20 protein-coding genes and 3 tRNA genes are annotated in these 25,472 nt (G+C 71.9%); 9 read left to right on the top strand and 14 right to left on the bottom strand.

Features of this window, described 5'->3' with window-relative positions; all coding sequences use genetic code 11:
* Window position 1: 1 nt before the first annotated feature.
* The 5 genes from ACBR40_RS37415 to ACBR40_RS37395 form a co-directional block, all read right to left on the bottom strand.
* Entirely contained in the window at window positions 2–1,069 is a 1,068-nt protein-coding gene (locus ACBR40_RS37415; RefSeq protein ID WP_344218243.1) for an oxidoreductase, read from the bottom strand.
* A gap of 49 nt (window positions 1,070–1,118) precedes the next feature.
* Window positions 1,119–2,012 carry a D-alanyl-D-alanine carboxypeptidase family protein gene (locus ACBR40_RS37410; RefSeq protein WP_371251763.1) on the bottom strand — a complete coding sequence of 298 codons (894 nt, stop codon included), beginning with the start codon at window positions 2,010–2,012 and terminating at the stop codon, window positions 1,119–1,121.
* Between the two features lie 108 nt (window positions 2,013–2,120).
* Window positions 2,121–2,954, bottom strand: coding sequence for a carbohydrate ABC transporter permease (locus tag ACBR40_RS37405; protein WP_344218239.1), 834 nt, complete (start codon window positions 2,952–2,954; stop codon window positions 2,121–2,123).
* On the bottom strand, window positions 2,951–3,868 hold the full coding sequence (locus ACBR40_RS37400; RefSeq protein ID WP_344218237.1) for a sugar ABC transporter permease: 918 nt from the start codon (window positions 3,866–3,868) through the stop codon (window positions 2,951–2,953). Before ACBR40_RS37400 ends, ACBR40_RS37405 begins: the two co-directional genes overlap by 4 nt.
* Window positions 3,868–5,202, bottom strand: coding sequence for an extracellular solute-binding protein (locus ACBR40_RS37395; protein ID WP_371251762.1), 1,335 nt, complete (start codon window positions 5,200–5,202; stop codon window positions 3,868–3,870). The genes ACBR40_RS37400 and ACBR40_RS37395 overlap by 1 nt, the downstream gene beginning before the upstream one ends.
* Before the next feature lie 229 nt (window positions 5,203–5,431).
* On the opposite strand from ACBR40_RS37395, the gene ACBR40_RS37390 reads away from it, so the two are divergent.
* Entirely contained in the window at window positions 5,432–6,922 is a 1,491-nt protein-coding gene (locus ACBR40_RS37390) for an alpha-N-arabinofuranosidase (RefSeq protein WP_371251761.1), read from the top strand.
* On the opposite strand, the gene ACBR40_RS37385 is transcribed toward ACBR40_RS37390, so the two are convergent.
* The 5 genes from ACBR40_RS37385 to ACBR40_RS37365 form a co-directional block, all read right to left on the bottom strand.
* On the bottom strand, window positions 6,909–7,937 hold the full coding sequence (locus ACBR40_RS37385) for a LacI family DNA-binding transcriptional regulator (protein ID WP_344218231.1): 1,029 nt from the start codon (window positions 7,935–7,937) through the stop codon (window positions 6,909–6,911). The two genes, ACBR40_RS37390 and ACBR40_RS37385, sit on opposite strands and share 14 nt — an antisense overlap.
* A gap of 141 nt (window positions 7,938–8,078) precedes the next feature.
* A tRNA-Val gene (locus ACBR40_RS37380) sits at window positions 8,079–8,153 on the bottom strand.
* A 5-nt stretch (window positions 8,154–8,158) separates the two neighbouring features.
* A tRNA-Cys gene (locus tag ACBR40_RS37375) sits at window positions 8,159–8,229 on the bottom strand.
* A 19-nt stretch (window positions 8,230–8,248) separates the two neighbouring features.
* Window positions 8,249–8,320: transfer RNA gene (locus ACBR40_RS37370), tRNA-Gly, on the bottom strand.
* A gap of 42 nt (window positions 8,321–8,362) precedes the next feature.
* Complete coding sequence (locus ACBR40_RS37365) at window positions 8,363–8,998, bottom strand: ACT domain-containing protein (RefSeq protein WP_344218229.1); 636 nt, start codon at window positions 8,996–8,998, stop codon at window positions 8,363–8,365.
* A gap of 81 nt (window positions 8,999–9,079) precedes the next feature.
* On the opposite strand from ACBR40_RS37365, the gene dusB reads away from it, so the two are divergent.
* A complete protein-coding gene (dusB, locus tag ACBR40_RS37360) occupies window positions 9,080–10,189 on the top strand; it encodes a tRNA dihydrouridine synthase DusB (RefSeq protein ID WP_371251760.1) in 1,110 nt (369 codons plus the stop codon).
* A 13-nt stretch (window positions 10,190–10,202) separates the two neighbouring features.
* On the opposite strand, the gene ACBR40_RS37355 is transcribed toward dusB, so the two are convergent.
* A complete protein-coding gene (locus ACBR40_RS37355; protein ID WP_371251759.1) occupies window positions 10,203–11,357 on the bottom strand; it encodes an ROK family protein in 1,155 nt (384 codons plus the stop codon).
* 128 nt (window positions 11,358–11,485) lie between these two features.
* Between ACBR40_RS37355 and ACBR40_RS37350 the strand changes: the two genes are divergently transcribed.
* From ACBR40_RS37350 to ACBR40_RS37320, 7 genes are read left to right on the top strand one after another with little or no spacing between them, the layout of a single operon-like run.
* Entirely contained in the window at window positions 11,486–12,799 is a 1,314-nt protein-coding gene (locus tag ACBR40_RS37350) for a glycoside hydrolase family 36 protein (protein WP_371251758.1), read from the top strand.
* Window positions 12,796–13,677 carry a sugar ABC transporter permease gene (locus ACBR40_RS37345; protein WP_344218221.1) on the top strand — a complete coding sequence of 294 codons (882 nt, stop codon included), beginning with the start codon at window positions 12,796–12,798 and terminating at the stop codon, window positions 13,675–13,677. The genes ACBR40_RS37350 and ACBR40_RS37345 overlap by 4 nt, the downstream gene beginning before the upstream one ends.
* 6 nt (window positions 13,678–13,683) lie before the next feature.
* A complete protein-coding gene (locus tag ACBR40_RS37340; RefSeq protein ID WP_364444954.1) occupies window positions 13,684–14,493 on the top strand; it encodes a carbohydrate ABC transporter permease in 810 nt (269 codons plus the stop codon).
* A 25-nt stretch (window positions 14,494–14,518) separates the two neighbouring features.
* Entirely contained in the window at window positions 14,519–15,817 is a 1,299-nt protein-coding gene (locus ACBR40_RS37335; RefSeq protein ID WP_371251757.1) for a sugar ABC transporter substrate-binding protein, read from the top strand.
* 9 nt (window positions 15,818–15,826) lie between these two features.
* A complete protein-coding gene (locus ACBR40_RS37330; protein WP_371251756.1) occupies window positions 15,827–17,371 on the top strand; it encodes an alkaline phosphatase in 1,545 nt (514 codons plus the stop codon).
* 12 nt (window positions 17,372–17,383) lie between these two features.
* Entirely contained in the window at window positions 17,384–19,324 is a 1,941-nt protein-coding gene (locus tag ACBR40_RS37325; protein ID WP_371251755.1) for an NPCBM/NEW2 domain-containing protein, read from the top strand.
* Between the two features lie 14 nt (window positions 19,325–19,338).
* Window positions 19,339–20,946 carry a beta-N-acetylhexosaminidase gene (locus tag ACBR40_RS37320; protein WP_371251754.1) on the top strand — a complete coding sequence of 536 codons (1,608 nt, stop codon included), beginning with the start codon at window positions 19,339–19,341 and terminating at the stop codon, window positions 20,944–20,946.
* On the opposite strand, the gene ACBR40_RS37315 is transcribed toward ACBR40_RS37320, so the two are convergent.
* From ACBR40_RS37315 to ACBR40_RS37305, 3 genes are all read right to left on the bottom strand, one after another.
* Window positions 20,931–21,425 (bottom strand): DUF2087 domain-containing protein, encoded by a 495-nt coding sequence (locus tag ACBR40_RS37315; protein WP_371251753.1) that lies wholly within the window; start codon window positions 21,423–21,425, stop codon window positions 20,931–20,933. The genes ACBR40_RS37320 and ACBR40_RS37315 overlap by 16 nt on opposite strands.
* Before the next feature lie 142 nt (window positions 21,426–21,567).
* The gene (locus ACBR40_RS37310; protein WP_344218380.1) at window positions 21,568–24,075 is read right to left on the bottom strand and encodes a DUF3516 domain-containing protein; all 2,508 of its coding nucleotides are present in this window, start codon (window positions 24,073–24,075) and stop codon (window positions 21,568–21,570) included.
* A gap of 58 nt (window positions 24,076–24,133) precedes the next feature.
* Entirely contained in the window at window positions 24,134–25,417 is a 1,284-nt protein-coding gene (locus ACBR40_RS37305) for an acyltransferase (RefSeq protein ID WP_371251752.1), read from the bottom strand.
* Between the last annotated feature and the right edge of the window lie 55 nt (window positions 25,418–25,472).

The raw sequence follows: 25,472 nt of genomic DNA, 5'->3' as shown, positions 1-25,472 counted from the left end.
ATCACTCCAGGCGCAGGCGGGCGAGGCGGCCCTGCTCGCCGGAGGCCCAGCAGGAGCCGTCCCGCGCGCACGACACCGTGTCGAACGAGCCGTCGTCGAACGTCCGCCACGTCCGCCCGCCGTTCCACGTCACGTCACTGCCGCCCGGCCCCACCGCGACCGCCGCGAGCGACGGGAACGGCAGCCACGTCACCCCCGACCGGTAGCCCGGCGGCGGCGTCGCGGCCGGCCGCCAGGTGACGCCGCCGTCCCTGGTGACCGCGGCGGCGCTGGGCGACCGCTGATCCGGCCGGTAGTCGCCGCCGACCGCGAGGCCGTGCCGCGGATCACGGAAGGCGAGCCCGAACACGCCCCGCGCCGGGTCCCCGGCCGGCAGGGGCGTGTTGGCGACGGTCCACGTACGGCCGCGGTCGGCCGAGTGGAACACCCGCGCCCGTTCGGCCCCGCCGGCGGCCAGCCAGGCGTCCCGGCCGCCCGCCGTCACCAGGCACTGCCCGCTCGCCGCGAACCCGGCCTCGCCCGGCAGCGCCTCCGGCATGCCCTCGGCGGGCAGCACCCGCCAGCTCCGGCCGCCGTCCTGGGTGGCCAGAATGCGGAACCTGCCGTCCACGGGGTCGCTCATCGCCAGGCCGTGCCGGTCGTCGAAGAAGGCCAGGCAGTCGTAGAAGGCGCGCGGCTCGTCGTTCCTGAACGTCTCCGCCCACGTACGTCCGCCGTCCTCGGTGCGGTAGACGCGCGAGTCCGTGCCCTCGCCGATGGACAACGCCACCGCCTGGCGGGCGTCGAACGCCTCGATGTCGCGGAACTGCAGCTCGGACGTGCCGGGCGGGGGGACGTTCTGCCAGCTCCGGCCGCCGTCCGTGGTGCGCAGCACGGTGCCTTCCGAGCCGGACGCCCAGGCCACGTGGCGGCTGACGGGGGACAGGCCGCGCAGGCGCGCGCTCACCCCGGTCTCCTTCAGCTCCCAGCCGAGCCGCGGCATCTCGTCGGCCGCGGGGGAGAAGGAGGGGAAGCCCGTCGTGATGACGGTGGCCGCTGACAGCATGCCCAACGCGATGTGAAGCATCATGTCGGGAAAACTAATCCAAAAGGATCATCCAGTCCATGCGGCCTACAGGTCAGGCCGCGGTACGGTCAGCCCCCCAAGAGTGCCCCCAGGAGAGCAGGGATTCCGCGGTCGAGAAGCGCCGGGAGGAGACGGATTCGCCGAGGATCACGCCCACGAGCGTGCGCCCGTCCCGCTCGCCCGCGAAGGCCAGGCAGTACCCGGCGGCGCGGGTGAAGCCCGTCTTCAGCCCGATCGCGCCCGGCGTGCCCAGCAGCCGGTTGGTGTTGCGCCAGCCGTACGCGCGGTGCTCGGCGGTGGCGTCCAGCTCGTGGTAGCGGGTGCCGGCGGCCTGCTTGATCAGCGGGTTGCGCAGCGCCTCGGCGGCCAGGACGGCCTGGTCGCGGGCCGTGGAGTAACCGTTGCCCCGGGGGCTGGGCAGGCCGTCGGCGTTGACGTACTCGGTGTCGTTCATGCCGAGCTCGCGGGCGGTCGCGTTCATCCTGGCGACGAAGCCGCTCACGCCCGGCCCGTACGTACGCGCCAGCGCGTGCGCCGCGTCGGCCCCGGACGGCAGCATGAGGCCGTAGAGCAGCTCGCCCACGGTGAGGCGGTCGCCGGCCCGCAGGTCGGCGGTGGTGCCGCCGCCGTCCTCCGCGTACGCGACGTCGGCACGCGTGATCTCGACCACGTCCGTCGGCTTGGCGAGCTTCAGCACCACGTAGGCGGTCATCGTCTTGGTGAGGCTGGCGACCGGCATCCGCTCCCCGCCGTGGTCGTCGAGGAGCGGCTTGCCGGTGGAGGCGTCGAGCAGGTACGCCGCCCGCCCGTACAGCACGGGAGCGTCGAGTGCCGCGTGCGCGGCGGTGAGAGGGGCGGGGACGGCCGCGTGCGCGGGGGCCACGACCCCCGTGGCCAGGGCCAGGGCGCCGGCCACGGCGGCCAGGCGGGCTTTCCGGTTACGCATTACCCCAGGTTGCCGCCTGCTTTGAGGTGAATTTGACAACGATTCGGACACGCAGTCCGGAACCGCCGACAGCGTCGGCGTTCCCGTACGGGTAGATCTTTCTCCCGGTCACTGCCCGGCGAGGCCGGTGTGCGCGACGCCGCGCACGATCTGCCGCTGGAACAGCACGAACACCACCAGCAGCGGCAGCCCCGCGAGCACCACCGACGCCATGATCTGCGCGTACCGGAGGCCGAAGGTGCCCTGCACCACGTTGGCGAGCCCCACGGGCAGCGTCATGGTGTTCGGGTCGGTGGAGACCAGGAAGGGCCACAGGAAGTTGTTCCACGTCGTGATGAAGGTGAAGATCGACACCGCGGCGAGCACCGGCCGCGACAGCGGCAGCACGATCGTGAAGAACACCCGCCAGCGCCCCGCCCCGTCCACGAACGCGGCCTGCTCCAGCTCCGGCGGCACGTCCTGGAAGAACTTGAACAGGACGTACACGATGAGCGGCGCGGCCACCTGCGGCAGGATGATCGCCCACCAGGTGTCCACCAGGCCGAGCGCCACCATCTCGGCGAACAGCGGCGCCATCAGCACCTGCGGCGGCACCATGATCCCGGCCAGGATCAGCGCCAGCAGCGCCCGCCGGCCGCGGAAGTGCGTGCGCGCGAAGCCGTAGGCGGCCATCGCCGACAGCAGCACGGTCAGGAACGTGACGAGCACCGCCGTGACCGTGGAGTTGATCGCCCAGGTGAGGATGTCGCCGGTGCCGAGCACCAGCCGGTAGGCGTCCAGCGTGAGCTCGCTGCCGAACCACTGGAGCGGCAGCTTGGTCGTCTCCGTCTCCGGCTTGAGCGAGGTCGCCACCGCCCAGGCGATGGGCGCGAGCCACAAGGCCGCCAGCACCAGCGCCACCAGCAGCAGCACGAGCTGACCGGGGCGGAACCGCTTGGTCATGAGTCCTCCGCGCGCTTGCGGAACAGCCGCAGCTGTGCCAGGGAGACGACGACGATGATGGCGAACAGGATGTACGAGACCGCCGAGGCGTAGCCGATCCGGTAGCCGGTGAAGCCGACGTCGTAGGCGTACTCGATGATGGGCCGGGTGGCGTCCTGGGGGCCGCCGGCGGTCATGAGGTAGATCTGGTCGAAGACCTTCAGCGAGGCCAGCAGCTGCAGCACCACGATGAGCGCGGTGGTGCGGCCGAGCATCGGCAGCGTGATCGAGCGCAGCCGGGCCCAGGCGCCGGCGCCGTCGAGGGCGGCGGCCTCGTACAGGTGGTGGGGGATCGACTGGAGCGCGGCCAGGTAGAGCAGGAAGTTGAAGCCGACCGTCCACCAGACCGTGGTCAGCACCATGGACCACATGGCGACGGACGGATCGCCCAGCCACAGCACGTCGAGGCCGAGCGTGCCGTTGATCAGGCCGTAGTCCGGCGGGTAGATCATCTGCAGCCACAGCAGCGACACCACGGCCGACGGCAGCAGGAACGGCCCGAAGAACGACAGCCGCCACAGCCACTGCACGAACCGCAGGTGGTGCACCAGCAGCGCGAGGACCAGCCCGAGCAGCACCAGCGGCACCGTGCTGAGCGCGGTGAAGACGAGGGTGTTCCACAGCGAGCGCCACATGCGCGGGTCGCCGAACGCCTCGGCGTAGTTGGCGAAGCCGACGAAGGTGTCGTTGGTGCCGGCGATGTTGACGCTGGACAGGCTCATCCGCACGCCCAGCACCACGGGCCAGACCAGGAACGCCACATAGACGGCCAGGAAGGGCAGGACGAACAGCAGCCCGTGCTGCGTCCAGGCGTGCCTGACCTTGGCCTTGGCGGCGGGCGGGGCGGCCGCGGGGGCCGCGACGACGGTCGTCATCAGCGCTCCTGCCTTGGGAAGGGGTTCGGGGCGGCGAGCAGCCGGGTCAGCGACGCCTTGGCGGCGGCCAGGCCGTCCTCCGGCGAACGCTCCCCGCTGATCACCGGCGAGAACGCCTCGCCGAACTCGATCCACATCCGCGACGCCGAGCCGGCGAACCACACCTGCGGGTCGAGCGCGACCTCGGTGACGACGGAGCGGTATTCCGACTGCGGCTGCAGCGCGAGGTAGTCGGGCTGCTCCAGCGCCGGCAGGTACGCGGGCACGTGACCCGCCACCGCCCACTGGGCGCTGTTCTTCACGATGTGGGCGATGAAGCGGTAGGTGGCCCGCTCCACCTCGGGATCGCGGTCACGCTGGTGCGGCAGCACGAACGAGTGACAGTCGGCCTGCGCCGCGCCGGTGCCGAAGACGCTGGGGAAGCGGGACATGCTGAACGGCGTCCCGCGCTCCTTGAGCCCGGTCACCTCCCAGTCGCCGTTCCAGAGGAACGCGGCCTCGCCGTTGGTGAACTTCGCGACCGAGGCGCCGTAGTCGGTGCGCCAGTCACACAGCCCTTCCTTGCCGAGCCGGGCCATGAGGCGCAGCGCGGCGAGGGCCTTGGCGTCGTCGATGGCGATGGCGGAGCCGTCAGGCGACAGCAGCGTGCCACCCGACTGCGGGTAGAGCGATCCCCAGACCCGCCAGGGGCCGACCGTGCCGAGGCCGAGCGCGTCGAAGGCGAGCGGCGGCCGGCCGCCCATCGCGTCCTTGGCCTTGCGCAGCATGGCGATCAGGCCGTCCTCGCCCTGGGCGGGCCGCAGCTTGCCGCCCGAGTCGAGCAGGCCGGCCTTGGCGCAGATGTCGGTGTTGTAGTACTGCACCATGGGGTGGGCGTCGAACGGGATCGCGTACAGCACGCCGTCGAGGTGGGCGCGCTCCCAGATCGGCGGGGAGAAGTCCGCGCCGCGCAGGCCCGCCTCCTCCAGCAGCCGCACGTTGATCGGGTCGAGGATGGCGCCCGCGCCGATGCCGGCCAGCCGGGCCAGGTGGAAGGTGGCGAGGTCGGGGGAGCGGCCGCCCGAGCCGGCCATCGCGACCTTCGTGTAGTACGGCTCGCCCCAGGCCAGCACGTTCTCCTCGACGAAGACGTCCGGGTTGGCCTGGCCGAACGCCTGGACCATCCGGTTCATGATGATGCCGTCACTGGCACCGAGGAAGTGCCAGTACTGGACGCGGGTGCGGGACGAGCCGAGCCCCACGGGGAGGGCACAGCTCGCGGCGGCGGCGCCGGCGAGCGCGAGGCTGCCGCCGAGCAGGCTCCGGCGGGTGAGGGGGGAGGGAGGACCTTGCACGGTGGCCTCTTCCTTCACCGGGCTGCCGCCCGGCGGTTGATCGAGGTCGTTCTAGGTGTTACGGCGGAGTTACCCGAGTGTTAGCGGTAACAACAAAGCGTGTCAAGGCCCATGTAGCAACCGTTTTCCACGGCCGGGCCCGCTCGCTCCGAGCCCTTGACCGGCCACCCTGATAGCGCTAACAATGCCTCCGTGACGTAACGCCCGCGAAACCTGAGGAGCCCCCTTCGTGCACCAGGCCGCACTCACGCTCGATCCCGCCTTCCGCGTGGCCCCGGTCCAGCGGCGCACCTTCGGCACGTTCGTCGAACACCTGGGCCGCTGCGTCTACACCGGCATCTACGAACCCGGCCATCCCACCGCCGACGAGGACGGCTTCCGGGCCGACGTCCTGGAGCTGACCCGCGAGCTCGGCGTCTCCACGGTGCGCTACCCCGGCGGCAACTTCGTCTCCGGCTACCGCTGGGAGGACGGCGTCGGCCCGAAGGAGCTCCGGCCGCGCCGGCTCGACCTGGCCTGGCACAGCACCGAGACCAACGAGGTCGGGGTGGACGAGTTCGTCCGCTGGTGCCGCAAGGCCGGGGTGGAGCCGATGATGGCGGTCAACCTCGGCACCCGCGGCATCGAGGCCGCGCTGGACCTGCTGGAGTACTGCAACCACCCCTCCGGCACCGCGCTCTCCGACCGGCGGATCGCGGGCGGGGCCAAGGAGCCGCACGACGTACGGATGTGGTGCCTCGGCAACGAGATGGACGGCCCCTGGCAGACCGGCCACAAGACCGCCGCCGAGTACGGCCGGCTGGCCGCCGAGACCGCCCGCGCCATGCGGATGATCGACCCCAAGCTGGAGCTGGTCGCCTGCGGCAGCTCCAGCTCGTCGATGCCGACCTTCGGCGCGTGGGAGGCCGAGGTGCTCGCCCACACCTACGACGTCGTCGACTACATCTCCTGCCACGCCTACTACGAGGAGAAGGACGGCGACCTCGGCAGCTTCCTCGCCTGCGCCACCGACATGGAGTTCTTCATCCGCTCGGTGGCCGCCACCGCCGACCACGTCGGCGCGAAGCTGAAGTCGCGCAAGCGGATCGACATCTCCTTCGACGAGTGGAACGTGTGGTACCTGTCCCGCTTCCAGAACGCCGACCCCCCGTCGGACTGGCCGGTCGCGCCGCGCCTGCTGGAGGACCACTACCACCTGGCCGACGCGGTCGCCGTGGGCGGCCTGCTGATCACGCTGCTGCGGCACAGCGACCGGGTGCGCGCCGCGTCGCTGGCGCAACTGGTCAACGTCATCGCCCCGATCATGACCGAGCCGGGCGGGCGGGCCTGGAAGCAGACCACGTTCCACCCGTTCGCCCAGGCCAGCAGGTACGCGAGCGGCGACGTGCTGCGCGTGGAGCCGGTCTGCCCGAGCTACGAGACGGCCGCGTACGGACAGGTGCCGCTGCTGCACGCGGTCGCCACCCACGACGAGCGCTCCACCACCGTCTTCGCCATCAACCGCGCCACCGACCGGCCGATGGAGCTGCGCATCGACGCCCGCGCCCTCGGCGGGGCGCGCGTCGTGGAGGCGAGCACGCTGAGCGGCCCGGACGTCTATGCCCGCAACACCGCCGACGACCCCGGCCGCGTCGCGCCCCGCCCCAACCCGGACGTGCGGCACGACCCGGAGACCGTGGTGCTGCCCCCGGTCTCCTGGAACGTCATCAGGCTCGGTTGAGCCCCGGCGCGGCGCCGGTGCTCTCGCGCACGACCAGCTCCGGCTCCACCAGGCGCCGGGCCTCGGGCTCGGTGCCCGCCATGCGGTCGAGCAGCATGTGGAAGGCGTGCCGGCCCACCTCGCCGAAGTCCTGCCTGACGGTGGTGAGCGGCGGCCAGAAGTACGCGGCCTCGGGGATGTCGTCGAACCCGACCACGCTGACGTCCTCGGGCACCCGCCGCCCCGCCTCGCGCAGCGCCCGCAGCACCCCGAGCGCCATCTGGTCGTTGGCCACGAACACCGCGCTGACCTCGGGATCGGCGGCCAGCCGGCGGCCGAGCTGGTATCCCGAGCGCGAGCTCCAGTCACCGCGCAGCACGTCGGGCACCGGCCGCCCGGCGGCCTCCAGCACCCCGCGCCAGCCCTGGATGCGGCCGTTGGCGTCGAGCCAGTCGGCCGGGCCGCCGACGTGCCAGACGCTCTGATGGCCGAGGCTGAGCAGGTGACGGGTGGCCCTGATGGCCCCGGCGCGCTGGTCGACCTTGGCCACCGGCACGGGGATGTCGTCACCGGCGTCCACCGCGACCACCGGCATCTCCGGCGGCAGGTGGCGCAGCCCGTCGGCGGCCGACTCGTGCGGCGCCACGATGATCACCCCGTCCACCGCCTGCGCGCGCAGCCGCTCGACGCCCTCGCGGATGGAGGTGCGGTGCAGCGAGCTCAGGCTGGCGATGCTGACGTTGTAGCCGGCGTGCCTGGCGGCCTGCTCGACGCTGTAGAGCGTGGAGGCGGGACCGTAGAGCGTGGTGTCGATGCTGACCACGCCGAGCACCCCGGACCGCCCGGTCACGAGCTGGCGCGCGGCGTGATTGGGCCGGTAGTCGAGCTCCTTGACGGCGGCGAGCACCCGTTCCCTGGTCTCGGCCCTGACCCGCTCGGGCGCGTTGAGCACCCGCGAGACGGTCATCGTGGAAACCCCCGCGAGAACGGCCACGTCCATGAGCACCGCAGGCCGCCCCGTCTTGGCTTTGACCACAGCTCACCCCCTGCCAGGTAAACGCTAACAGGCGAAAGGGGCAGACGCGCGCATCATTTCAGGGCAGATGTTCAGCACGGGCAGGGGCCGGAGGACGCGAAAAAGCCCCGGCCTGGGCGACCGGGGCTCTCGGCGGGGTGGTGGTGGACGATACTGGGATTGAACCAGTGACCTCTTCCGTGTCAGGGAAGCGCTCTCCCGCTGAGCTAATCGTCCTTGTGAGGTGGCGACGGGATTTGAACCCGTGTGGACGGCTTTGCAGGCCGCTGCCTCGCCTCTCGGCCACGCCACCGCGTCAACATCCCACTCCGAGCGGAAGACGGGATTCGAACCCGCGACCCTCACCTTGGCAAGGTGATGCTCTACCACTGAGCCACTTCCGCGTTGCTGCTTTCACAACTCTAGCGGGTTTTCGGCGTTGATGCTTACTTGCGGAGCTGCCGGGCCACGCTCCGCTCGGTCGCGGGCAGGCTGAGGAAGATCTCCAGGATGCGGGTGAGGCGGTGGACCTCGATGCGGTGGAAGGCCGGGCCCTCGGAGCGGGCCAGGACGAGGGTCAGCGCCAGCGGCGGCAGCGGGGCGTGGATGATGTGCAGCCCGTCGGCCAGGGTCGTGGCGGCCGGGCGGGACGGCGCCTCGGCCGGGAGGTCGAGCTCCTGCGGGGCCCGCCAGCTCGCGTAGACCACCCGGCCGGCGGCGGCCGTGGCCGCCCAGTCGGCGCTGAACAGCACCGGCAGCGAGTCGACGAGCGTGGTCAGCGCGCGGTCGCCCGCCGTGGTGATGTATTTGAGGATCTCCAGCTCCGGGTAGGTGCCGGGCGCCTCGCGGGTGGTCCAGATCGCCTCGACGGCGACGCCTTCGACGCCCTCCAGGCTGGTGACGAGGTCCTGGCGGGACGTGCTCTCCGGGCAGAAGATCGTGAGGTCGTCGAGTGCGCTGCCCTCGCCCCGGTCGAGGACGATCACCTGGGTGATGTCGGCCCCCGCCGCACCCAGGACCTTGGTGACCTGCGCCAGGGAGCCCGGCTTGTCGGGCAGCCGCACGCGTACGCGAAGAAGCATCCATCCCCCCTCACCGAGATGCCGATCACAGCCTATCGGCCGAATACCGGTCACAGGCTGACCTGCGCTACAACTGGGCGGATGAAGATTGGGCCTCTCGGAGTGTGGCCGCCGGTGGTGCTGGCGCCGATGGCGGGCATCACGAACGCGCCGTTCCGGGTGCTGTGCAGGGAGCAGGGCGCCGGGCTGTTCGTGTGCGAGATGATCACCACGCGCGGGCTGGTGGAGCGCAACCCCAAGACCATGCGGATGATCCGGTTCGACGACTCCGAGCGGCCGCGCAGCATCCAGCTCTACGGGGTGGACCCCGACATCGTGGGCCGGGCGGTCCGCATGATCGCCGAGGAGGATCTCGCCGATCACGTCGATCTCAACTTCGGCTGCCCGGTGCCCAAGGTGACCAGGCGCGGGGGCGGGTCGGCGCTGCCGTACAAACGGGGCCTGCTGCGCCGCATCCTGCGGGCCGCGGTCGCGAACGCCGGGGCGCTGCCCGTGACGATGAAGATGCGCAAGGGCATCGACGACGACCACCTGACCTACCTCGACGCGGGGCGCATCGCGGCCGAGGAGGGCGTCGCGGCGATCGCGCTGCACGCCCGCACGGCCCGGCAGCACTACGGCGGGGTCGCCGACTGGGCGGCCATCGCCCGGCTGAAGGAGGCCGTGCCGGAGATCCCCGTGCTGGGCAACGGCGACATCTGGTGCGCCGACGACGCGCTGCGCATGGTGGCCGAGACCGGCTGCGACGGCGTGGTGGTGGGGCGCGGCTGCCTGGGCCGCCCGTGGTTGTTCAAGGACCTGGAGAACGCCTTCAACGGCAGCTCCGAGCGGGTCCGCCCCACGCTCGGCGAGGTGGCCGGGATGATGATGCGGCACGCCGAGGGGCTGGCCGGCTGCTTCGACATCGAGCGCTACGCCGTCGCCGACTTCCGCAAGCACGTCGGCTGGTACCTGAAGGGCTTCACGGTCGGCGCCGAACTGCGGCGCGAGCTGGCCACCGCCGAGTCGCTCGACGGGCTGCGGGCCGGCCTCGCCAAGCTGGAGCACGACCAGCCGTGGCCGCCCCACACCGACACCCCGCGCGGCAAGTCGGGCGAGCGGGACAAGGTGCTGCTGCCGGACGGCTGGCTGGACGACCCGTGGGACGTGGCGGTGCCGCAGGACGCCGAGTCCGAGGTGTCCGGCGGCTGAGCCCGCGGGGAGGTCAGCGGGCGACCGGGAGCGGGCCGCGGTCCGGGGGGAAGAGCTGGTCGTCGAGGTGGGCGACGGCGTACTCGATGGCGCCCACCACCACGCACTCGTCCCCGAGCGTCGAGGCCCGCACCTCCGGCATCCGCATGCAGCGGGTCTCCAGCCGCCGCCGCAGCGGCTCCAGGAGCACGTCGGACGAGCGCGAGAACCCGCCGCCGAGCACCACCATCTGCGGGTCCAGGATGAGCACCATGGCGGCGGTGCCCACGGCGAGGTCGTCGACGTAGCGCTCGACGCACTCCATCGCGACCGGGTCGCCGTTGCGGGCGGCGGCGAGGGTGTGGCCGGCCGCGTCCTCCGGCGCGACGCCCTCGGGCACGCACGCGCAGGTGTTGAGATGCTCGGGCGCGTCGAACCAGCGGGACTCGGGCAGCATCGCGACCTCCCCGGCCGCCGCGCCGAACCCCCGGTGCACCTTGCCGTCGATCACCAGGCCCGCGCCCATGCGCCGCCCGACGTGCAGGAACACCACGTCCCTGGCGCCCCGGGCCACGCCGCGCCTGGTCTCGGCCATGGCGGCCAGGCGGCTGTCGTTCTCGATGAGCACCGGGCAGGGGAACATCTCGCGCAGCCGTCCCGCGAGGTCGAGGTCGCGCCAGGCGGGGACGGCCGCCGAGTAGATGACCCGGCCCTCCACGTCGATGACGCCGATGGTGCCGACGGCGACCATCCAGAGGTCGGAGACGGAGGTGCGGCTCAGCGTCAGGCACCCCTCGACGGCCCGCTCGATAGCAGCGAGGCGCTCCTCCAGCGGGGCGTCGGGCAGCACCGGCTGCCGGGTCTCGGCCAGGATCTCCCCGTCCAGGTCGGACAGGGCGGCGCGGATGTTGTGACCCCCTATGTCGACGCCCACCAGGTAGCCGCTGTCGGCGCGGAAGCGGTAGCGGCGGGCGGGCCGGCCCATCGTGCCGGGGCTCGGCGGCACCTCCTCCACCCAGCCGAGCCCCATCAGCTCGTCGGCGACCTCCTTCATGGACGGCCGCGACAGGCCCGTACGCTCGGCGAGCGCCGACAGGGTGAGCGGGCCCGCCCGGCGCAGCGCGCGGATGGCGGTCAGCGAGTTGAGCTGGCGCAGCCGGGACAGGTCGCCGCCGCGTAGGTCCGCCATTCGCCGTGTCCTTAGGTAGGTCTCCTGTTTATGTCTCGCATTATGCCAGGGATCAGGGGGTGTACGAGCGCGACCCACCCGTGCTACTAATGAAGCGCTCCTTCGTAAGTAGACAGGAAAGAGGACTGATGTCGTTCGTTGACATCGGCGAGGTCGCGTACGTCCCCGGCTCGGCCCGGGTGTTCGAGCACGGCTGGCAGTCGTGGAGCCCCACGGGCGCCTATCGCCTGGACGAGACCCCGCCCCGCCCCGCGAGCGGGACGATACAGATCCTCTGCTACCGCCCCGGCACGCCGGTCCCCGAGCGCGCGTTCCAGGGGGAGGGCCTGCTCGCCGTCGAGACCGGCGACGGCTCCGTGGAGCTGTGGTCCGCCGCCGGCCCCCACGAGGTGCCCTCGATCCGGGCCCGCGAGGAGGGCGGCCGCCTGGTGATCTCGGCCGACGCCCCGGCCCGCCACCACCGCGCCGAGGGCGACCTCGGCACGGCACTGCGCCGGTGGGCGGAGACGATGGCCGACGCCGCGTCAGCGCCGCGCACCTTCCCCGCCGTCCCGCCCATGTGGTGCACCTGGTACGGCTACTGGGACAAGGTCGTCGAGGCCGACGTCCTGGAGAACCTGGAGCTGGCCACCCGCCACGGCCTGCCCGCCGACATGTTCCTCATCGACGACGGCTACGAGGCCGGCATCGGCGACTGGCTGGACCCCCGTCCCGGCTTCGGCTCGCTCGCCCGCGCCGTGGACGCCGTCACCGGCACCGGCCGCCGCGCCGGCATCTGGACCGCCCCCTTCCTGGTCGGCCACGACAGCCGCCTGTACCGGGAGCACCCCGAGTGGCTGGTCGGCGGCGCGTACGCGGGCCGCATGTGGAACCAGGACCTCGCCGTCCTCGACGTCACCCACCCGGACGCCGCCGAGCACCTGACGAATGTCTTCCGCACGTTCGCCGGCATGGGGATCACCCACTTCAAGCTCGACTACCTGTACGCCGGCGCGCTCGCCGGCCGCCGCCACGAGGACCTCGACCCGATCGCCGCCTACCGGCGCGGCCTGGAGCTGGTCCGGCGCGGCGCCGGCGAGGAGGCCACGCTGCACGGCTGCGGCGCCCCCATGCTGCCCAGCATCGGCCTGGTGGACGTCATGCGGGTCAGCCCCGACATCGCGCTCACCCTGCGGCCGAGGTCCGGGGACATCAGCCAGCCCTCGCAGCTCGGCGCCCGCCTCACCGGCGCGGCCCGGGAGTTCCTGCACGCCCGGTGGTGGGTCAACGACCCGGACTGCATCGTCGTCCGCCCCGAGATGGAGGCGCGGGAGGAGTGGGCGGCGCACGTCGGCGCGACCGGCGGGCTGCGCGGCTCCAGCGACCCGATCGCCGCCCTGGACGCCTGGGGCATGGAGACCACCCGGCGGCTGCTGGTCCCCACCGCGACGGAACCGTCGTGAGCCGAGGCCGCAGGGGCGGCTGGCACGCCTACCTCTTCATCGGGCCCAGCCTCTTCGGCGTGGTGGCGTTCCTGCTGCTGCCGATGGTCATCGTGCTCGTGCTGAGCCTGTTCGACTGGGAGCTGCTGTCGGCACCCGAGTTCGCCGGCCTGGACAACTACCGCCGCCTGGCCGCCGACGGCGGCACCTGGCACTCGCTCCTCGTCACCGTCGGCTACGTGCTGCTGTCGATCCCGCTGCAGACCGTCCTCGCCCTCGCGCTGGCGGTGCTGCTCGACCGGCGGGTGAAGGGCCTGCGGCTCTACCGCTCGCTGTTCGTGGTGCCGTGGATGGCGACGCCGATCGTCCTCGGCCTCGTCTGGCAGTGGATCTTCGATCCGCGCGACGGCGCTTTGAACAGCGCGCTGGCCCTGGTGGGCGTGACCGGCCCCGACTGGCTGTCCGACCCGTCCTGGGCGCTGCCGGCCGTCGCACTGGTCAGCGTCTGGCAGCACACCGGCTACAACATGCTGTTCTTCCTGGCCGGGCTGCAGGGCATCCCGCGCGAGCTGCACGACGCCGCCGCCGTGGACGGCGCGGGGCCGCGCGAGCGCTTCTGGCGGGTGACGCTGCCGCTGCTCAACCCCACGATGTTCTTCGTCACGGTCACCAACCTGATCGGCGCCTTCCAGGTGTTCGACACGGTGTACGCGATGACGGACGGCGGGCCCAGCCACAGCACCGAGGTGCTGAACTTCCGCATCTTCCAGACCGCGTTCAAGGAGTTCGACTTCGGCTACGCGGCCACGCTGTCGACGCTGCTGTTCGCGGTCATCTTCGCGGTGACGCTGGCGCAGGTCCGGTTCTTCGGCAAGCGCACCACCTACGACCTGAGCTGAGGAGCCATGGCCAAGCGCGTCCTCCTGTACGCCGTGCTCACGATCGGCGCTTTCGTGTCGGTGTTCCCGTACCTGCTGGTGGTGCTGACCGCGTTCAAGACGCAGGCGCAGCTCAGCTCGACCGAGCCGTGGCTGCCGGGGCTGCCGCCGACGGCGGGCAACCTCGCCACGATGCTGGCCGGCGACTTTCCCCGCTACGTGCTCAACACGGCGCTGATGACGGCGCTGCTCACGGCCGGGCAGCTGGTGTTCACCACGTTCGCCGCCTACGCCTTCGCCCGGCTGCGCTTCCGGGGCAGGGACGTGCTGTTCTGGCTGTACGTGGCCACCATGATGGTGCCGAGCGCCGTCACCATGATCCCGCTCTTCCTCATCATGCGGGAGCTGGGCCTGGTCAACACCTGGTACGGCCTGCTCGCCCCCTACATCCTCGGCACCCCGTACGGGATCTTCCTGATGCGGCAGTTCTTCAAGAGCCTGCCCGCCGGGCTGGAGGAGGCGGCCCGCATCGACGGGGCCGGGCAGCTGACGATCCTGCTGCGCGTGCTGCTGCCGCTGTGCCGGCCCGCGCTCGGCACGCTCGCCATCATCACCGTCATCTCGTCGTGGAACAGCTTCCTGTGGCCGCTGATCATCACCAGCGGCGACGACACCCGCGTGATCACCGTCGCCATCGCCACGCTCAAGTCCGGCATCGGCGTCGACTACCACCTCATGATGGCCGGCAGCCTGATCGCCCTGGTGCCGATGGTGGCCGTCTTCATCTTCTTCCAGAAACACATCGTCAGGTCGGTGGTCCTCACCGGCCTCAAATGAGAACCCGAACAGAAGAGGTCAGCGAATGATGCCAACCCCCCGGATTCGCTGGGCCGGGGCGCTGCTCGGCGCCGCCATGCTCGTCCTGCCCGCCTGCTCCTCCTCAGGGGACTCCGGCAAGGTCACCCTGACCTACCGGCTCTGGGACGAGCAGCAGAAGGCCGGCTACGACCAGGTCATGGCGGCCTTCGAGAAGGCCAATCCCGGCATCGACGTCACCGTCGAGCTCCTGCCCTACGACCAGTACTGGACCAAGCTCACCGCCGACGCGGTCGCCGGCACCGCCCCGGACGTGTTCTGGATGACGCCCACCCAGTTCCCGGAGTTCGTCACCAAGGGCGTGCTCGCCCCGGTGCAGGTGGACGCCGCGAAATACCACAAGACCGTCGTCGGCTCCTTCACCTACAAGGACAAGCTGTACGGCGTGCCGAAGGACTGGGGCGTCGTCGGCCTGCTCTACAACAAGGACCTGTTCGCCAAGGCGGGCGTGGAGATGCCGGACAAGCTCACGTGGGCCGCCGACGGCAGCGGCACGCTGCTCGACACGGCGCGCAAGCTCACCGTGGACGAGGCCGGCAAGCACCCCGGCGAGTCCGGCTTCGACCCCGCCAAGGTCAAGACGTACGGCTTCGCCTCCTGGAACCACTACCAGACCCAGTGGATGAACTGGGTCGTCTCCAACGGCGGCAAGCTCGTCGACCAGCCCTTCGGCAAGTACGCCTTCAACGAGCCCGCCGCCGTCCAGGCCCTGCAGTTCGGCGTGGACCTGGTCAACAAGCACCACGTCTCGCCGCCCGCGACCCGGACCAACCCGCCCACCGGCAAGGTCACCGACATGTTCAAGGCCGGCGAGGTCGCGATGTTCCCCGCCAACAACGCGCTGCTGCCGTTCGTGGCGCCCGAGTCGACGTTCGAGGTCGGCGTCGCTCTCATGCCCGAGGGCCCGGCCGGGCGCGCGGTCAACCTCAACGGCCTGGCCGAGGCCGTCTACGCCAAGAGCGAGCACCCCGAGGAGGCCATGAAGCTGGCGCGGTATCTCGGCACGGCGGAGGCGCAGAAGATCATGGCCGACGGGGGCTACGCCTTCCCCGCGCTCGACGGCCTGTCGCAGGGCTACGTGGACTACTGGAAGTCGAAGAACGTGGACGTCTCGCCGTTCGTCGAGGAGGCGGCCGGCACCACCTTCCCGCTGCCGATCACGACCGGCTTCACCGGCTTCGAGACGAAGCTTAACCAGCTCTTCAACGAGATGTACCTCGGAAAACTCTCTCCGCAACAGGCCGCCGACCAGGCTGTCGCAGAAGGCAACGCCACCGTCAAGTAAGGATCCCCCATGATCACCCGGCGTTCTCTGTTCGCCGGGGGCGCGAGCCTGGGCCTGACCGCCGCACTGGGCGTCCAACCCGTGCGCGCGGCGGCCCGCCGCGCCCCTCTCTCCGACCCCTTCCAGCTCGGGATCGCCTCCGGCGAGCCTGCCTCCGACGGCGTGGTCCTGTGGACGCGCCTCGCCATGGACCCGGTGGCGCTCGACGGGCTCGGCGGCATGCCGAACCGGGCCGTGCCCGTCCAGTGGGAGCTGGCCAAGGACGACGGCTTCCGCCGCGTCGTGCGCCGCGGCACCGAGGTCGCCCGCCCCGAGGCGGCCCACAGCGTGCACGTCGAACTCGACGGCCTCGACCCCGGCGCGGAGTACTTCTACCGCTTCCGCGCCGAGGGCGAGATCAGCCCGGCCGGCCGCACGCTGACCGCCCCCGCGGCCGGCAGCCGGAGCCGCGCGCTCAACCTGTCGTTCACCTCGTGCGCCGACTACCAGGCCGGCTGGTTCACGCCGTACCGGCGGATGGCCGAGGACCAGCCCGACCTCATCGCCTTCCTCGGCGACTACATCTACGAGTACGGCGACTACAAGTACCCCGTACGCGACCAGGCCGGCGGCGAATGCCTCGACCTGGCCGGCTACCGGCTGCGCCACGCCCAGCACAAGGCCGACCCCGAGTCGCAGCTCGCCCACGCCATCGCGCCCTGGGTCGTGGTGTGGGACGACCACGACATCGAGAACGCCTGGGCCGGCGACGTGCCCGAGCAGCCGGACCCGCCGTTCATGAAGCGCCGGGCCGACGCCTTCCAGGCGTACTACGAGAACATGCCGCTGCGCCGCGCCCAGAAGCCCAACGGGTCCTCGCTGCGGCTGCACCGCAGCATCCGCTGGGGCGAGGTGGCCAACCTGCACCTGCTCGACACCCGGCAGTACCGCGACCTGTACGCCTGCACCGGCAGGAGCGGCACCGTCGGCGCCGACTGCCTGGAGCGGTTCGAGCCCAACAGGACCATGCTCGGCCAGGAGCAGGAGGCGTGGCTCGACGCGCGGCTCAAGGGCTCGCGCGCCACCTGGGACCTGCTCGGCCAGCAGGTCTTCTTCATGGAGATGGACTGGACGAACGGCGCGGGCAAGGGCTACTCCAACGAGGGCTGGGACGGCTACGTCGCCTCCCGCAACCGGCTGACCGCCGCCATCGACGCCTACCGGCGCAACGCCGTCGTCCTCACCGGCGACGTGCACTCCCACTGGGCGGGCGAGGTCAAGCGCGACCACGCCGACCCCGAGTCGAAGTCCGTCGCCGTCGAGCTGGTCACCACCTCGGTCACCAGCGCGGGCAACGGCCTGGACGAGTACCCCGACACGCAGAACCTGCTGGCGGAGAACCCGCACGTGAAGTTCTTCAACGGCCGCCGCGGCTACGTCCGCACCCGGATCACCCAGCAGGAGATGAAGGTCGACTTCCGTTCCCTGTCCCGGGTCACCGAGCCCTACGCCCCGGCCTACACCTCCGGCTCCTTCGTCATCGAGCCGGGCCGCCCCCAGCTCAACCCCGCCTGACAGGAACCTCCCATGCGCACCTTCACGGCCGTCGCCGCGGCGGCCCTCCTCGCCCTGCCCCTCGTCCCGTTATCGTCCGCCGGCGCAGCCGACGTGGTACGCCCGCCGATGGGCTGGAGCAGCCGGACGCTCGGCTGCGCGGTCACCGAGGCGGCGGTGCTCAAGGCGGCCGACGCCCTCGCGCCGCTCGCCCCGCTCGGCTACCGGTACGTCATCATCGACGACTGCTGGCTCGCCCCGCAGCGGTCCGGCGGCGCCCTCGTCCCCGACCCGGCCCGCTTCCCCGGCGGCATCGCCGCGCTGGCCGACGGCCTGCACGCCAAGGGGCTGAAGCTGGGCCTCTCCCTGTCGGCGGGCACCAAGGCGTGCGCCGGCGGGGGCCCCGGCTCGTACAAGAGCGAGGCCGCCGACGCGGCCAGGCTCAAGGAGTGGGGGGTGGACCACGTCACGTACGCCTGGTGCAACATCCCCACCGCCGACTTCCCCGGCCAGAACGTCCAGCAGATCGCCCAGACCCTCTACCCGCGCATGCGCGAGGCCCTGGGCGACGGCGTCGTGTTCGCCATGAACAACGAGGACGGCAGCACCGTCCCGTGGCTGTGGGGCAAGGAGGCCAAGGCCACCACCTGGCGCACCAACGTCTACAACCGCCCCATCCCGGACGCCTACCCGAACATGGTCGACATCTGGGAGACCAACCAGCTCAGGGCCGAGTACGCGGGCGGCGGCAGCTACGCCGACCCCGACCTCATCCAGGCCGGCCGCGGCGGCATGACCGACACCGAGTACCGCGCCCAGTTCACGCTCTGGGCCATGGGCGCGGCCCCGCTCGTCCTCCAGGCCGACCCGGCCGCCGCGCCGCCCGCGATCGTCGCCGACCCCGAGGTGATCGCCGTGGACCAGGACGAGCTGGGCGCGCACGGCCGGCTCGTCAAGAGCGACGGCTGGTACCACGTGCTGGCCAAGCCGCTCGCGGGCGGCGACCGGGCGGTGGCGTTGTTCAACGAGAGCGACCGGGCCGCCACGATCTCCTGGTCGCTCGGCTCCGGCCGCTTCCGCGTCGAGGAGCTGTGGACCGGCGCGGTCGCGACCACGACGGGCGCGCTGTCGGCCCAGGTGCCCGCGCACGCCGCGCTGCTCTACCGGGTCAGCGCGCGCAACGATCCCGCGCCGCCGCTGGTGACGTTCGAGGCGGACCCGGCGAAGGTCCTCGGCGAGGACCGGCCCACCACGCTGGAGCCCGGCAGGACGGGCGAGATCGTCACCCGCGTCACCAACACCGGGGCCACCGCGCGGCTGCGCGACGTCGAGGTGACCGCCTCCGGGCCGCAGGGCTGGAAGGTCGCCGCCCGCACCCCGGTCAGGACCGGCCGGCTCGACGGCGGCGACGCCTTCGCCGTCACCTGGGCGGTCACCCCGCCGGAGGGGACCGCGCCGGGCACGTACGAGCTGGCCTTCGAGGCGGCCGGGCAGCGCGCGACCGCCGTCGTGGCCGTCGCCACCGGCCCCGGCGCGGGCCGCACCTATCTCAGCGACCTCACCTGGACCAGGGCGACCAACCACTTCGGGCCGGTCGAGAAGGACATGAGCAACGGCGAGCGCGCCGCGGGCGACGGCCGCCCGCTCACCATCGAGGGCGTGCGCTTCGCCAAGGGACTCGGCGCGCACGCGCCCGCCGACATCGAGTTCTACGCCGGCGGGCGCTGCACGTCCGTCTCGTTCCAGGCCGGGATCGACGACGAGGTGGGCGCGGCCGGCTCCGCCGGGTTCGAGGTCTGGGCCGACGGCGGCCGGGTCGCCTCTTCCGGCCTGCTGACCGGCGCCATGCCGGCCCGCGCGGTCACCGCGGACGTCACCGGCGCCCGCCACGTCCGGCTGGTCGCGACCAACGGCGGCGACAACGCCACCTCCGACCACGTCGACTTCGCCGACGCCGTCATCACCTGCGAGTAGGGAGTCAGCTGTTCATGATCGTTCCCAAGCCCGTCACGTACGAGCCCAGGCCGGGCCCGTTCATCCTCGACGGCCGGACCTCGCTCACCGCCGATCCGGCGCTGGCCGGGCCGGCCGCCTGGCTGCGCGGCGAGCTCGCCCCCGTCACGGGCGGCGAGCTGCTGCCGGGGCCGGGCTCGGGAACGATCAGGCTCGGCCTCGGCGACCTGCCGCCGGAGGGCTACCGGCTGACCGTCGGCCCGGGGGAGGCCGAGATCGTGGCGGGCGGCCCCGCCGGGGCCTTCTACGGGGCGCAGACCTTCCGGCAGCTCCTGCCGCCCGCCGTCTTCCGGCGGGCCGCCGCCGGGCCCTTCGAGGCGCCCGGCGCGTACGTCGAGGACGCCCCCCGCTTCGCCTGGCGCGGCTGCCTGCTGGACGTCGCCCGGCACTTCATGACCAAGCACGAGGTGCTGCGCTTCATCGACCTGCTGGCCCTGCACAAGCTGAACGTGCTCCACCTGCACCTCACCGACGACCAGGGCTGGCGCGTCGAGATCCGCCGCCACCCCCGGCTCACCGAGACCGGCTCCTGGCGCAGGGAGAGCCAGAGCGGCTGGAACGGCGCCATGGACGGCCGCCCGCACGGCGGCTACTACACCCAGGACGACATCAGGGAGATCGTCGCCTACGCCGCCAGGCGGCACATCATGGTCGTCCCCGAGATCGACCTGCCCGGCCACACCCAGGCCGCCATCGCCGCCTACCCGGAGCTGGGCAACCTCGGCACGCCGCTGGAGGTGCGCACGACCTGGGGCGTCGGCGTGAACGTGCTCAACGCCGAGGAGTCCACCATCGCCTTCTTCCAGGAGGTGCTGGAGGAGGTGCTGGAGCTGTTCCCCGGCCCGTACGTGTCCATCGGCGGCGACGAGTGCCGCAAGGACCAGTGGCGGGAGAGCCCGTCGGCCCGCCGCCGCATGGAGGAGCTGGGGCTGCGCGACGAGGAGGAGCTGCAGAGCTGGATCGTCCACCGCTTCGAGGAATGGCTGAGCGCCCGCGGCCGCCGCCTGGTCGGCTGGGACGAGATCCTGGAGGGCGGGCCGCCCCCCGGCGCGGTGGTCGCGTCCTGGCGGGGCGACCTCGGCGCGGTGATCGCCGCCGAACGCGGCCACGACGTCGTCAACTGCGCCAACACCAGCCTCTACCTGGACTACCGGCAGGCGGAGGGGGAGGAGGAGCCGGCCCCGTTCGGCCCCGTGCTGACGCTGGAGGACGTCTACGCCTTCGAGCCCGTGCCCGAGGCGCTGCGCGGCCGGCCCGCCGCCGACCGCGTGCTCGGCGCGCAGTGCGGGGTGTGGACCGAGCTGATCGACTCCGCCCGCCGCGTGGACTACATGGCCTTCCCGCGGCTCGCGGCCTTCGCCGAGACCGTGTGGAGCCCGGAGGGGCGCGACCTCGCCGACTTCAGTGACCGGCTGGCCGCCCACCTGCCGCGGCTGGACGCGATCGGCGTGGAGTACCGGCGGGCGGACGGGCCGTTGCCCTGGCAGCGGCGGCCCGGCGTGCCCGGCCGCCCCGAGGACGCCGAGCGGTGGCGGGCCAAGCTCGCCGCGTGGACCGCGAACCTGCCTCAGATCTCGACGTGACCGCCGCTGCGCCAGTAGACGTTGTCCTCCCGCGACAGCAGCCCCTCGTCCACCAGGTAGCGGCGCAGGGCCGCGTGGTCGTCGTGGAAGGCCCGCAGCGCGACGTTGACGTCCTTCTCCGTGTAACGCCTGCCCGGCTCGAAGACCAGGGCGATGTACCGCAGCACGACCAGCCTCTTGTCGCGGCGCATCGCCAGGGTCGTCAGCCGCCCGTCGACCAGGAACGTGCGCAGCACCCGCTCCTCGTCGCTCAGCGCCTCGGCGGGCGCGGCCCGGTCCCGCAGCAGCTCCCTGAACCGCTCGGGCGCCGCCCGCCACTTCCCGCTCTCGTCGCGCGCGGCCAGCCCGCCCGCCTCCAGCCTGTGCAGCGTCTTCGGCGGCAGCCCGTCGCTCTCGCCGAGCACCAGGGAGGCGAAGGCGCGCAAGGTGTCGTCCTGGGAGAGCAGCCCGAGGACGCGTCTGATCTCTTCGTCACTCATCTGATCATTGTGTCGGGTGGAATGTCACGATCTTAAGACAGTGTCATGACACGACCCCTACGTCCTCCGTCAGACACTGAATCGACAGGCGTGTGCCGGGACGCCCTTGCCAGTCCGTTCCGGCACACGGCTTGTCATCTCCCTACAGCCGGTTGAGCCCCTGCACGTGCAGCACGGCCCGGCCCTCCTCGTCGGAGGCGGCGAGGTCCACCTGGGCGTCGATGCCCCAGTCGCCGTCGCCCGCCGGATCCTTGATCGTCTGGCGCACCTTCCAGAGCCCCTGCTCCTCCTCGATGCGCAGCAGCGCGGGCCCGCGCGCGTCGGCGTCGGTGCCGATCTCCTCGTGGTCGGCGTAGTAGGCGTCCAGCGCCGCGCCCCAGTCGACGTCGGGAGCCAGCTCCGCCAGCTCCTCCTCCTTCTCCAGCGCGCACAGCTCGACCAGCCGGAACATGGCGTTGCGGACCAGCACCCTGAAGGCCCTCGGGTTGCCGGTGACCGGCCGCACCCGCGCCTCCAGCTCCTGCTGCCGCTCCAGCGCCTCGGCCGGGTTGGCCAGCTTCTCCCACTCGTCGATGAGCGAGGAGTCGACCTGCCGGACCAGCTCGCCCAGCCACTCGATGAGGTCGACCAGGTCGTCGGTCTTGAGGTGCTCGGGCACCGTGCGCGACAGCGTGCGGTAGGCGTCGGCGAGGTAACGCAGCACCGTGCCCTCGGAGCGGGACAGCTCGTAGAACTGGATGTAGTCGCCGAAGGTCATCGCGCGCTCGAACATGTCGCGCACCACCGACTTCGGGCTCACCGTGTGGTCGGCGACCCACGGATGGCCGCGCCGGTAGGTCTCGTACGCGCCGAGCAGCAGGTCCTCCAGCGGCATCGGGTACATGACCTCGGTGAGGCGCTCCATGCGCTCTTCGTACTCGATGCCGTCGGCCTTCATCTGCGCGACGGCCTCGCCCTTCGCCTTCTTGAGCTGCGCCGACAGGATCTGGCGCGGGTCGTCGAGGATCGACTCGACGATCGAGACCAGGTCCAGCGCGTACGACGGCGACTCGCGGTCCAGCAGGTCGAAGGCCGCCAGCGCGAACGTCGACAGCGCCTGGTTGAGCGCGAAGTCCTCCTGCAGCTCGATCGTGAGGCGAGCCCGGCGGCCCTGCTCGTCCGGCTCGGCGAACTGCTCGACGATGCCGCCGGCGAGCAGCGAGCGGTAGATGGCGATGGCCTGGCTGATGTGCCGGCGCTGCCACTTGCGGTCCTCGTGGTTGTCGGTCAGCAGGTGCTTCATCGCCTGGAAGCAGTCGCCCGGCCGGTTGATGACGGCCAGCAGCATCGCGTTGGTGACCTTGAAACGCGACTGGAGCGGCTCGGGCTCGGCCTCCTGCAGCTTCTGGAAGGTCTCCTCGCTCCAGCCGACGAAACCCTCCGGCGGCTTCTTGCGGGCGTAGCCGCGCCGCCGCTTGGGATCGTCGCCGATCTTGGCGAGCGCGCGGGCGTTGTCGATCTCGTGCTCGGGGGCCTGGCAGGCGACGTAGCCGATGGTGTCGAAGCCCGCCCGGCCGGCGCGGCCGGCGATCTGGTGGAACTCGCGGGCGCGCAGCCTGCGGACCTTGTTGCCGTCGTACTTCGACAGCGCGGTGAACAGCACCGTGCGGATCGGGACGTTGACGCCGACGCCGAGGGTGTCGGTGCCGCAGATGACCTTGAGCAGGCCCGCCTGCGCCAGGCGCTCGACCAGGCGGCGGTATTTCGGCAGCATGCCCGCGTGGTGCACGCCGATGCCGTGGCGCACCAGCCGCGACAGCGCCCGGCCGAAGCGGGTGGTGAAGCGGAAGCCGCCGATCATCGCGGCGATGGCCTCCTTCTCGGCCTTCGTCGCCATGTTGATCGACATCAGCGACTGCGCCCGCTCCATGGCCGCGGCCTGCGTGAAGTGCACGACGTAGACCGGCGCCTGGCCGGTCGAGAGCATCTCCTCCAGCGTCTCGTGCAGCGGCGTCATCCGGTAGGAGTAGATCAGCGGGACCGGCCGCTCGGCGTGCTTGACCACGGCCGTCGGCCGGCCGGTGCGCCGGGTGAGGTCGCGCTCGAACATCGTGACGTCGCCGAGCGTCGCCGACATCAGCACGAACTGCACGTGCGGCAGCTCCAGCAGCGGCACCTGCCAGGCCCAGCCGCGGTCGGGCTCGGCGTAGAAGTGGAACTCGTCCATGACGACCTGGCCGATGTCGGCCTGAGCGCCGTCGCGCAGCGCCACGTTGGCCAGGATCTCGGCGGTGCAGCAGATGATCGGCGCGCCCGGGTTGACGCTGGCGTCGCCGGTCATCATGCCGACGTTCTCGGTGCCGAAGACGGCGCACAGGTCGAAGAACTTCTCCGACACCAGCGCCTTGATCGGCGCGGTGTAGAAGGTGCGCTGGTCGCGGGTCAGGGCCGTGAAGTGGGCTCCGGCGGCCACGAGCGACTTGCCCGAGCCCGTCGGCGTGGCCAGGATGAGGTTGCTGCCCGAGACGACCTCGATGAGCGCCTCTTCCTGGGCCGGATAGAGGGTGAGCCCACGTTCGGTGTTCCAGGCGGCGAACGCGTCGAAGATGGCGTCCGGCTCGGCGTCGATCTCTTCTGGCAGGCGGTCCACGAGTAGGCTCACAGCATCTATCCTGCCGAAGTTTGCCCGGTGCTCGAACCGCCCCCCGCCATCCGGGGTCGACCCCGGCCTAGGAGCGGGTCCGCGGCACGGTCACGAGCAGCCCGCCGAGGATCGCCAGCATCGCCAGGAACGCCCACGGGCCGGGCGCGAACCCGACGCAGGTCAGCGTGAGAACCCCGGCCCCGATCAGCGCCGCCGCGGCCGTCATCGCGCGCATGCCGGCCTTGCCGTACGGCAGCGCGGGCGGCGTCTCGAACCGGGCGAAGATCCGCGTCAGCGGCCACATCACCAGGCACAGCAGCCCGAACCAGAGCGGCCAGCCCGCCAGCCAGAACGCGCCACCCGGCGCCGGCGTGTCCACCCGCAGCAGCACCACGACCACGCCGGTGACCGCGAACAGCGCCGGCATGTGCCACAGGTACACCGTCATGATCCGCGGACTGGCCCATGCCAGCAGCCGGCCGAGCGGCAGCCGGACCAGCGCCGGGCGCAGCAGCACCGCCAGCCCGATCTGCCCGAGGCCCACGGCCAGCATGGCGAGCGTGGGCGGGGCCATGTTCGACACCTCGGCGCCGGGCAGGCCGATCATGCTGCCCGGGTAGGGGCCGAAGGCCACCAGCAGCGCCGCCGCGCCGAACCCGCCCGCCGCGAGCGCCCACGGCCGGCGCAGCCGCCCCTCGGCGTAGAAGAAGCCGAGCTGGTGCACCGCCAGCCAGACGAACACCACGTTGAGGTAGCCGAGGGCGTCGATGCCGGTCGTGAAGCGTACGACGTCCGTGAGCACCGCCCCGGCCGCCAGCGCGGCCGGCACCGCCACGCCGAAGCGGGAGTGCAGGCGCAGCGCGTACGGGGTGACCACCACCGCGATGAGGTAGACCGCGAGGAACCACAGGAGCTGTCCCGTGAGCTGCGCCCCGACCCGGAGCGGCTGCTCGGGCACGCCGAGCGTGAGCAGCACCTGGGGGAGCGGGATCCACACCGCCGCCAGCGGCAGCAGCGGCCAGGCCAGCCGCCGCAGCCGCACCGCCAGCCAGCGCGGCGTCCCCTCACGGGAGCGGGCGAAGCCGATCGCGTTCGCCGCCCCGCCCGCGAAGAACACCAGCGGCATCACCTGGCTGAGCCACGTCACCACCCACACCCCGGGCGTGGCCAGCGCGTTGCCCGTGGTCAGCCGCGCGCCGTCGTACGACAGCACAGGGATCGTCCAGTGCTGGAACACGATCAGCGCCATGCCGAGCACCCGCAGCAGATCGACGAACGGGTCCCGCCCCTTCGGAGGGCTTGCGGGAGCGCCCACGGACGGGCGCGGTGGCGCGGCGGGGGCGGCCGGGCGGTCCAGCAGGACGGTCATGGGGAGCCTCGATTCAGGGGGGAGCCGTTGGCTCAAGGCTCCCGCCGCGGACCGG

This window comes from Nonomuraea sp. AD125B (assembly GCF_041402765.1).
GTDB lineage: Bacteria > Actinomycetota > Actinomycetes > Streptosporangiales > Streptosporangiaceae > Nonomuraea > Nonomuraea bangladeshensis.
The sequence above is the reverse complement of the archived record's forward strand: the minus strand, read 5'-3'. Positions and strand labels throughout refer to the sequence as shown.